Source organism: Dietzia sp. HMSC21D01, from assembly GCF_001815995.1.
Classification (GTDB): Bacteria; Actinomycetota; Actinomycetes; order Mycobacteriales; family Mycobacteriaceae; genus Dietzia; species Dietzia cinnamea.
Genome location: NZ_KV823591.1, coordinates 1 through 1,712 on the forward strand (window position 1 = coordinate 1; position 1,712 = coordinate 1,712).

General features: G+C 73.0%; 2 protein-coding genes and 1 pseudogene. 2 read left to right on the forward strand and 1 reads right to left on the reverse strand.

Translation table 11 applies throughout. From position 1 onward, the window contains the following. Positions 1–462, reverse strand: a 462-nt coding sequence (locus HMPREF3086_RS00065) for a maltotransferase domain-containing protein (protein WP_141763921.1), incomplete at its 3' end; no start/stop codon positions are given. Between the two features lie 156 nt (positions 463–618). Here HMPREF3086_RS00065 and HMPREF3086_RS00070 point away from each other — a divergent pair. Both HMPREF3086_RS00070 and HMPREF3086_RS00075 read left to right on the forward strand, forming a co-directional pair. Continuing rightward, positions 619–1,461, forward strand: a complete 843-nt coding sequence (locus HMPREF3086_RS00070) for an ABC transporter ATP-binding protein (protein WP_070719648.1) — start codon at positions 619–621, stop codon at positions 1,459–1,461. Further along, positions 1,458–1,712, forward strand: a pseudogene (locus HMPREF3086_RS00075) (hypothetical protein); the annotation flags it as partial. The gene HMPREF3086_RS00070 and the pseudogene HMPREF3086_RS00075, both read left to right, overlap by 4 nt.

The following is a 1,712-nucleotide window of genomic DNA, read 5'->3' on the forward strand; positions in this document are numbered from 1 at the left end:
GCCGTCACCGCGCAGCGCGTCGGCGGCCCCCGAGAGCAGGGCGGCCCGGTCCGCCTCGCCGGCGGTGGTGGCCCGGGTGACCGCGAGGTCGAGCACTCGCGCGCCCACCTCGAACTCGTTGCCCAGCACGTCGGCGTCCTGGCCCGCGTCCATCTTCTTGGTGATGCCGCTGCGCCAGGTGGCGAAGGGGTCGGACCACGCCTCCACGCGGAACGACCACATGCCGGGCACGTCGGTGGGCAGCAGGGCGTGCACGGTGTCGGGTTCGGCCCCGGGCGCCATGGTGGTGCGCGAGGAGAGGCCGCCGGGTCGCCGGACCACGAGGCTGGCGGACAGGGCGTCGTGCCCCTCCCTCCAGACGATGGCCGAGATCGGCAGGATCTCGCCGACCACCGATTTCGACGGGAACCTCCCGCAGGAGACGAGGGGACGGACCTCGTCGATGGCAAGACGGTCGTTCACGTCGGTGCTCCTTCCGGCTGCGGGTCGGCGCCGCGAAGTGGCGACGTCCGTCACCGACGACGCTAGCGAAGTCGGGCCGATCCTTCAGGGCCGTCATCTCCGGTTAACCCGCGCGAGCCGTGTTCCTCCCCACCCGGGGCCGCGATAACCGGTTAGATGGGCGTCGTGAGCACCGCCATCGACATCGACCCCGACCTCGTCCTCGACCTGCGTGACGTCTCGCTCCGGCGCGACGGCAAGACCCTCGTGGGGCCACTGACCTGGCAGGTCGAACTCGACGAGAGGTGGGTGGTGCTCGGCCCCAACGGCGCGGGCAAGACCTCGTTGCTGAGGATCGCCTCGGCGTTGGAGTACCCGAGCACCGGTACCGCGGTCGTCCTCGGCGAGCAGCTCGGTCGGACCGAGGTGACCGAGCTGCGCAGCCGGGTCGGCCTGTCGTCGGTCGCCGTGGCGGGCCGGATCCCCGGCGACGAGGTGGTGAGCGACCTCGTCATCTCGGCCGGGTACGCGGTCCTGGGTCGCTGGCGCGAGAAGTACGACGAGCAGGATTTCGAGCGGGCGGCCGACACGCTCGAGTCGATCGGCGCCGAGCACCTCGCGGACCGGACGTGGGGCACCCTCTCGGAGGGCGAGCGCAAGCGCGTGCTCATCGCGCGCGCCATGATGACCGACCCCGAGCTGCTGCTGCTCGACGAGCCGGGCGCCGGTCTGGACCTCGGCGGGCGCGAGGACCTGGTGGCCCGGCTCGGGGACATGGCCATGGACCCGGACGCCCCCGCGACGGTCCTGGTGACCCACCACGTCGAGGAGATCCCCCCGGGCTTCACCCACGCCATGCTGCTGGCGGAGGGCGAGGTGACCGCGATGGGGCTCATCGACGACGTGATCACCTCCGAGAACCTCAGCCGCGCCTTCGCGCAGTCGATCACCGTCGACGCGATCGACGGCCGCTACTTCGCCCGCCGTGCCCGCCGATCGGGCCGGCACCGACGGGGATGACCGGGGTGGCGGGCTCGTCCGGGGCGTCGCGCGTGGTGGGCGGCGGCGACGCACCTGAGGCCTACGAGCCGGGAGCGGTCCCGATCCGGGAGGCGGCGACGGTCGCCCTGATCCGCGACGCCCGGGTCGGCGGGGGAGTCGAGGTGTTCCTGCAGCACCGCGTGTCGACGATGCAGTTCGCGGCGGGTATGTCGGTGTTCCCCGGCGGCGGGGTGGAGCCCCGCGACCACCACGGCACGCGGCCCTGGCGC

What these genes read in the sequence shown, in the direction of transcription:
- HMPREF3086_RS00070 (WP_070719648.1), top strand. Translation starts at nt 619, where the DNA reads ATGGGCGTCGTGAGCACCGCCATCGACATCGACCCCGACCTCGTCCTC.